An 8,257-nucleotide genomic window follows, 5' to 3' on the forward strand; every position below is an offset into this window, starting at 1 on the left:
GTGGTTGGCTGACTATGTCGTCAACCGAAGACCACCTTCATAGACAGAACCCTCGGCGGCCCTCAGCGGGTTGCCGGGGGATCTCTGCTTTGCTTTCTTTTTTCCAAAGTGGACGTTGGTTTAAGGCTGGCTGAATGACCGTTCTGTGGTCGGAACTGCTGGCCTAGCTTCATGGCGCGGGCAATTTACCTGCCCACACCAAAGATCCGCTTCGACTTTGCGGTTTATTCAATTGCAGGTAGCCCAGTGACTGCCTCGAACGCGTCCGAATGCGGCTCCACGTGATAAGGTTCTCGCGTCCCGGGCAAGACTTCAAAGAACGGATCGAAATCGACCATTGCCTGAGCGAGGATACCGAGCACGGTTGGGTCGCCCTCTATTTGCGCTGATCCATCCGCAAGTTGCGCATCCAGTGTTTTCTCACCGGCCATTGTCAACTCCAAGTCGGCACGGTTGATTGTCAAAGTCAGGTCGGGCGCATCTGCAGTGAACCCTTCGACATTTGTTAAGGTCGCGTTGCGCAACTCCACGAGGAACTTCTCACCATTGTCGGGAGTCACCAAATTCATAGTGAACTCGTGCCCTTCGACTTTGCGGCTGTCCATCTTGATGGCAAGGAAGTTCAGGAACAGTTCCGTCGACATAGCCCGAATAACGTCCGGACTCGAAGAGTCTGGAATGTCGCCCCCCGGGATACCCGAACGCAACTCAAATGCTCCGGACAGGAAGGAATTACGAAGTCCCGGATTTTCTTGCTGATAGCCGAGTTGTTCGTACACATCTGCCAGCAGATTCCGGGCCGACATGTTGTGCGGTTCCGCTTGCACCAGCTTGTTCAGAATCTCGCTAGCCAGAAGGTATTCACCGGTGTCGTGCAACTCGACTCCTCGAGCCATGATTGCGTCTGAGCCGCCCATCATCTCTACATAGAGAGGCGCTGAGTCCTCTGGCGAGTGCGGGATCAACGTTGCCGGGTTGCAGTCCCAGAAGCCGATGTATCGCTGCACTACACCTCGGCTATTGTGTTGAGGTGAACCATGATAACCCCGACAGTGCCACTTGTCTTGAAGGCTTTGCGGCAGGCTGTAGACGTTGTGAATCTGGTTGATCGTCACGCCTTTATTAACAAAATGCAGCACTTGATTGTTCATGTGTGCATAAAGGTCTCGCTGATCGCGCAGTATCGCTTGGACTCGGTCGTTGCCCCAACGCGGCCAGTGGTGCGAATAGAACATCACGTCTGCTTCTTCACCATAGAGATGAAGCGCGCGGCTGATATACTTCGACCAACGCAACGGATCACGTACAGGTGCACCGCGCAGCGTGTAAATATTGTGTAACGTCGCCGTTACGTTTTCCGCCATCCACAGAGCCTTCATGTCGGGCAAGTAGGTGTTCATATTCGAAGGTGCCTCTGTCCCCGGTGTGTTCTGGAAAATCATCCTGACACCGTCCACCTCGAACTCTTCGATGTCCTCTTCAACTATTCGGGTCGGCGCAATCAGTCCGACAGCACCGGCTGACACACCCTGCCCAAGACCCTGTCCGACATAACCATGAGGGCTTGCAGGCAGGAGTAGCCCATACTGGTAAAACAGGCGGCGATTCATGGCGTTGCCAGCATAAACATTCTCGGAAATTGTATGTTCCATGAAGTCGCGGGGTGCGATAATTTCAACCTTACCTGCGCGGACATCGGCCTCATCAACGACACCGCGCACCCCCCCCCAATGGTCGCCGTGGGAATGCGAATATATCACCGCTGTTACGGGTAATCCCTCGCCCACATGCTGCTGGAACAACTCCAGAGCAGCGCGAGCAGGTTCCGCAGAGATAAGAGGATCAATAACAATCCACCCAGTCTTGCCTCGCACGAAAGTGACATCGGATAGGTCAAACCCACGCACTTGGTAAATGCCGGGAATAACCTCGTAGAGACCATAGTTCTGGTTCAATCGGGAAATGCGCTGCAGGGATGGGTGAATACTGTCAAAGTCAGTATCGCTGTTCAGAAAATCAAATCGCTTCTTGTCCCACGCGACGTGACCGGCATCAGCCATGATCTGCTTGTCCTGCATCTCAGCAATGAGGCCGCGCTGCTGTTCTTCGAAGTCCTGCACATCAGAGAATGGAAGGGTACGCCTCGCTTCGTCCAGAATTTCCAGTGTATATTTGGACGGTGCCTTCCCTTTCGGATGGAAATGCCCTTCAAGTGGCGGTGCGGAAGCCGTGCTCTGTGCAGCTGCTTCGTCTAACAGAGCGGTGGACGAAACGGCAAATGCTGTTCCGACAGTAGGGATTGCCTTCAATACATCGCGTCTCGTGGTCATAAGTTCCCTCCTCCCAAATCTTAAAACTACGACAATGTTTGCGATGATAGCAGGCGAGGAGCTTTGATGCATGATAAACAAATTCATTTCTTGAGATGTCTTCTCGGAGTTCTCAGGCCAGCCATTCGAAGCACTAGGCTCGGGCGACCGCCCCACCGCAGCCCCCATGACCCGCCAGCGCCAGCGACCCCCGTCAGCCCCCGGAACGACTCGTCAGCGGTCGTCTCAGCGCCAGTGGAAGGTCGATCTGGTGGTCTCGCCAGCGCATCTGTCGGCACTAGTAAACTGCCTCTCCAGCGGTCGAGAATGCTCCGTGCTCACTCGTCCTTCGTCCTCGTTCCGCCCCCGAAACCGCCCCAGTTTCTCGGGCTTCGCTGAAAAGCCCATAGGTTTCATGGGTCGGCAAGGTTTCCTACCACCCCAGCCACGTCATTCAGACATGGAACAACAGCAGGCTCTGGGGGCTAAACCCTCCGAGAAATGCCCCCGTTTATGCCCCAGTGGTTTCGGGTGTTACGGGTGTTGAGGGTGGGACCCCAGAGGTCGTTGAAGGCCCATACCACGGATCAGCGGTTTGCCGAGACATAGTTTTGCTTATCTTGCTGAAGTGAATAACGGGCGTCGTCAAATTAATGACCGGGCAGCGAGCAAAGCTGACTGTCAGTCTATTCATTAATGCGCCAGCTTCGAAATCGAACTTTCCTGCTTGCTCTGAAAAACTTTGTCAGCATTCGCCCCATGTTTTCTATGGCGTGTTTTCATTTTTTCTATGCTATCGAACTTTAGGCTCGTGAGCAGTTTGGTGTTAGCGAATATATTTCGACCAATTCCTCTCTACCTCGAAGCTTGTGTGCGCCTATGCGCTTAAATTCTATTGGCTTGACCAACGCGCTTCGAACAGAGCTGGAAACAAGAGTATTCACTTCACCTAGAGTATTGCCCAAAACTCTTCCGGCTTCTTCTAGCCGTTGCGCGACATTCACAGCATCTCCAACCACAGTATAGCTGAGCCTCCCCTCACTGCCGATATTCCCAACAACTACACGACCTATGTGGATTCCTATGCGCAGTCTAACTGAGTATGCTAAGCCTGCATCTACTCGTTCTTGTTGATTATATTTCGTAATCCACTTTTCGATCTCAATCGCTGTTCGGCAAGCCAGATCTGCCGCATCATCTTGATGTTCCAGAGCACCCCAAATCGCCATTACGGAGTCTCCGATGAACTTGTCGATGGTACCGCTGTTATTTTGGATACAGTCAGCAAGCCCTGCAAAGTGATTATTTAGGAACAATGCCGTTTGAGGAGCTGTTAGATGTTCGGACAATGTCGTAAACTCAACAATATCCGTAAACATAATGACTACGTCTCGGTGGGATGAGCTGATCTGCTTCCCAGCGTTTCGGCGCATCAGTTGGCGGACTAAACGTTTCGGCACGTAGAGTTCAAACCAGCGCAGTCCCTCAAGCATGAAATTATATGAACGTGCTGCCTCATCCAATTCTCGGAAGAAAGATCCTTCGATTTCATCGACATTCGAAATATCAAGATCGTGAACCCGCTTTGCACTGTCGGACAGTCGGCGCACTGGTTTGGCAATTTCCTGACCAATCCAAGCCGCCACCCCCGCCGAAACAACCGCCATAATAAGACAGAGTATTATCGCCCACTTTAGTCGAGCCGCCTCCGCAATAATGTCGTGGGCTTCAAAGTAAGTGGCTACGGTTAGCGGCTGAGCACCATAGTCCGACAACTCTTCAAAGAATATAACATATTCCCAATCGGCGTAGGCGACGAACCGGGTGTTTGCACTGGTCAGAAAGTACCTCGCGACGCTAAAGTGATCATTTAGTTGCCACATTGCCGAAACAATTGGATCGGAAAAACGGTCTTGTTGAGGAAGTGGTGCAGCGCGGTTCAAACCGGCATAACCAAACGCCATAAGTGGATGAGCCAAAACAGCGTTTCGACCGTACAGAATAAAGACGTTCGCTCCGAATTCCATTTCCTGGTCGGCCAAAAATTCAGACATTTTTGTTACCGAAACCCAAGCTGACAGGACGCCGACAACCTTACCTTTCTGAATGATCGGCCTTTGGTAACTCAACACAGATTGGCCATACTCATCACGCCAGAGTATTTTACCCCAGTTGGCTTCTCCAGTTTCAATTACTTTGTCGATGAGGTGGCGCAGGTCGATATCGTCTCCAAGCTTTACGAATATGGGAAGTGTCTCGTCTTCAATACGTTCAACCCCTGTCAGGATTTGCTGTCTGTCGATAAACTGTATCCGAAGAATCTGGGGGGTAGCTGAAACCGCGCCAAGCAAAAGGCTAACGAACTCTTCAGAACCCTCCGGTTCAACTTCCCCCGAGGAAATCCTGCCCGCAATGAAGTCGATTTGATCTGCAGCTGCAGACAGATAACGCTCGACCTGTTGTCGTTGTGTGCCAATAATAAGTTGAGCCTTCTGGGTCAGCAGCTCTGAGGTATTTCGATAGCCAACAAGCAGTCCCACACCCAATACGCCTGCAACTGAAGTGAGAACGAAGAAACCAAGCCCAAGCGCCAAGGCGACCGACATTGAAGCATGCCATTCGCCGGCATTCTCGTGAGAATTATTTCCTTTTGGCCCCCCCATGACACGCCCCGTGAACGAGACCATCGATTGGTACAATGCAGCAGATTATATGCAATTTCTAAAGTTTTTTAAAGTTTGGCTTGTTTGAGGGGCCGTGGTATGGGCCTTCAACGACCTCTGGGGTCCCACCCTCAACACCCGTAACACCCGAAACCACTGGGGCATAAACGGGGGCATTTCTCGGAGGGTTTAGCCCCCAGAGCCTGCTGTTGTTCTATGTCTGAATGACGTGGCTGGGGTGGTAGGAATCCTTGCCAACCGATGAAATCTATCAACTTTTCCAACCGGTGGCCGAAACTGGGGCGGTCTCGGGGGCATTCTGCTGAGCGAAGCGACGGGCAGCATGAGGACGAAGGACGAGTGAGCATGGGGCATTCTCGACCGCTAGAGAAGCCGCTGACGGGACAGCTGACGAGACCGCCGAGGACGGTCCACTGGCGCTGGCTGGACCGCTGACGACTGGTTCCGGGTGCTGACGGGTGGTCGTTGGTGCTGGCGGCTTGGGGTGCTTTGGTGGCTGGTGGGGCGTTTGAGCGCAGTGCTGCGAATGACTGCTGAGAGCCCTGAGCAGACAAAGCTTCCGTTTTCGAATAAACTTCTGCCAGCCGACGCCGCAAGTATTTGATGGGAGGTAAATGATAAACAGACGATTTCGAATAGCCTTAAACCCATTTCTCAAGCCGATCAGGATTGCGTGCTATGGTGGCAGAACGGATTGAGCGACGACTGGCTGCAATTCTTGTGGCAGATGTCGCTGGCTACTCGTCACTGATGAGTAACGACGAAGAGTTCACGCTAATGGCACTTATCGATCATCGGCAGGTGCTGATTGAACCGTGCATCTCAGAGAACCGCGGGCGCATTGTAAAAACATCCGGCGATGGAATATTGGCCGAGTTCTCCAGCGCAGTGGATGCCGTTTCTTGCGCCATAGCGATACAAAGGGGAATGCTGGAAAGAAACAAGTGCGATCCTCCTAACCGTCGCATTTCCTTCCGCATCGGGGTAAACCTTGGCGACATCATCGTGCAAGACGACGATATCTACGGCGAGGGCGTCAACGTTGCAGCACGCCTTGAGGCCATGTCTGATCCTGGGGGCATATTCATTTCTGCGAGCATCCGCGAACAAGTTGTCGGCCGGATTAAAGCTCAACTGCAGGATTGCGGCCATCAAAGCCTCAAAAACATAGCTCGTCCAGTTCATGTTTTCGCAATCAGGGATTTTGTCGACTTGGTTGAGAGATCAGATTCGAGATTGCCCATTACCGACAAACCAGCTGTTGCCGTACTCCCTTTCGAAAATATGAGCCGCGATCCGGATCAGGACTATTTTTCAAATGGTTTAACAGAGGACATCATTACCGCCTTGTCTCACTGGCACTCGTTTCCGGTTATTGCTCGAAATTCAAGTTTTTCCTACCAGGGAAAACCGATGAAAGTCCAAGACATCGGAACTGATTTAGGAGCAAAATACGTTCTCGAAGGAAGTGTTCGAAAGTCGGGCGGCCGCTTGCGGGTTACAGCACAATTGGTCGACGCCGAAACAGGCCACCACATCTGGGCCGAGCGCTTTGATCGCCAGTTGGAAGATGTTTTCGGGGTGCAGGATGAAATCACCAAGCGTATTGCCGCAACCATTATTCCGGAACTGGAGCATTTCGAGCAAGCACGTTCTGTCGGGAAACCAACGGAAAGCCTGACTGCTTGGGATTGCTTGCTGCGAGGCTTGGAAACGTTCCACGATTCCACATGCGAGGGGAATGCAGCCGCAATGTCAATGTTTCTTCGCGCGGTGGAACTCGACCCGAGTTATTGCGACGCGTGGGCGCGTCTCAGCTGGAGCTATTCGCGTCAGGTAATGCTAAACTGTGTGGAACAGCGGGAAACGGCGTTGACGAATGCGTTTGACGCCGCGCGTAAAGCAATCTCTCTCGATCACGGATCAGCCGTAGCCCACTTGAGCCTCGGGTCAGCTTATATTTGGGCAGGAGAAACCGAACTCGGACTGGCGGAGGCACAAGTTGCACTGCAACTAAACCCTAACTTCGCACACGCCGCCATGGCAGTCGGAAATCGGCTTGATCTAGTGGGGCGAACCGAAGAAGGGATTGCGCAGATGGAACGGTCATTGGTACTCAACCCGCGCGACCCCAATCGATGGCGCTATATGGCTTACCTGTCTCGCGCCTACACCTCCATTCGTGAATACGAAAAGGCCGCAGATTGGGCTCGCCAAGCGGTTTATTTACGGCCGGACCATCCGGAGGCCCTATTTCGCTGTGCGGTATGCGTCTCACATTTGGATTCTGTGAACGAAGCCGGGTCCTTACTCGAGAGGTGCGAAGCAACTGAGCCCGGTTTTATCGAGGGAAAGATTCAGTGGCAACCGTACTCAAGTAAAGAACGAAACGATCATTTTTTCAGCGGGTTGCGCAGACATCGGCTCTTGGACCGATGGCTGGATTCCAGATAGTTTACGGGAAGAAATAGTATTGGTCCTTTAGAATTTCTGGCAGCAACCGGCCTTGGTCGGTATCAAACCTTGTCTTCCAGATTCTCGCCGTATTGAAGACATCGTCTGCGGAGCCACTATTTGCCACCTAAGCCCAGCCCTTTCGCATTTGACAGGCTTCTTCCAGAGGCCTGCTTAGGCTATAGTGGAGCCATTGCGTTCAGGACTATGAGCGACAGCTTTGTCCGCATAGCGGTCACTAACGAAAAGTCTGCAAACGACCGCTCTGAGCCAAAGACGGTCGTCCCTGTATGTTATTATTGGTGAGGCCAAAGAATCCGGAGGAACCGAAATGCTACTCCGCCAGTTCCGATTGACCGTACACGAAAGCAAGGCCGAAGAATTTGAGACGATTTTTCGCGATCAGATACTGCCTCTTGTGAAAAGCCAGGATGGCTTGATCTGGGTGGCGGCCGGAAAGCCTTGGAGAGGCGACCCGAACGCGTTCTGCATGACCATGCTTTGGCGCGACTTGGCTTCGATAAAAGCTTTCGCGGGCGACAACTGGCTCAAAGCGCGGATCGAGCCCCAGGAGCGAGATTTGATTGCCTCGGCCAGCATCGAGCACTTTGAGTTGCTAGGAGCTGTAGGTCCCTGAAATATTAAGGGACGCTCCGTCCGCATAGCGGAAACTCGCCCAGATTGTTTGAATGTCCACCCCCCCCAGAAAACCGAGGAACCTCCTGCATCTAAATAAAGAAGCAACTGCAGGAGTTTGATCCATGAAGTACCTGTCTGCCCTCGGCGTTCTCGTCGGGGGTTTTCTTTTGC

At 52.6% G+C, this 8,257-nt stretch carries 4 protein-coding genes; 2 read left to right on the forward strand and 2 right to left on the reverse strand.

Features of this window, described 5'->3' with window-relative positions; all coding sequences use genetic code 11:
• Positions 1–224 precede the first annotated feature (224 nt).
• Entirely contained in the window at positions 225–2,330 is a 2,106-nt protein-coding gene (locus ACR0JW_RS23640) for an alkyl/aryl-sulfatase (protein ID WP_321254675.1), read from the reverse strand.
• Between the two features lie 782 nt (positions 2,331–3,112).
• Positions 3,113–4,972 carry an adenylate/guanylate cyclase domain-containing protein gene (locus ACR0JW_RS23645; protein ID WP_480714595.1) on the reverse strand — a complete coding sequence of 620 codons (1,860 nt, stop codon included), beginning with the start codon at positions 4,970–4,972 and terminating at the stop codon, positions 3,113–3,115.
• Positions 4,973–5,671: 699 nt separating this feature from the next.
• Here ACR0JW_RS23645 and ACR0JW_RS23650 point away from each other — a divergent pair.
• Positions 5,672–7,447, forward strand: a complete 1,776-nt coding sequence (locus ACR0JW_RS23650) for an adenylate/guanylate cyclase domain-containing protein (RefSeq protein WP_480714596.1) — start codon at positions 5,672–5,674, stop codon at positions 7,445–7,447.
• A 331-nt stretch (positions 7,448–7,778) separates the two neighbouring features.
• On the forward strand, positions 7,779–8,084 hold the full coding sequence (locus ACR0JW_RS23655) for an antibiotic biosynthesis monooxygenase (protein ID WP_480714597.1): 306 nt from the start codon (positions 7,779–7,781) through the stop codon (positions 8,082–8,084).
• The last annotated feature ends 173 nt before the right edge of the window (positions 8,085–8,257 follow it).

Source organism: Ruegeria sp. BG6, assembly GCF_056538465.1.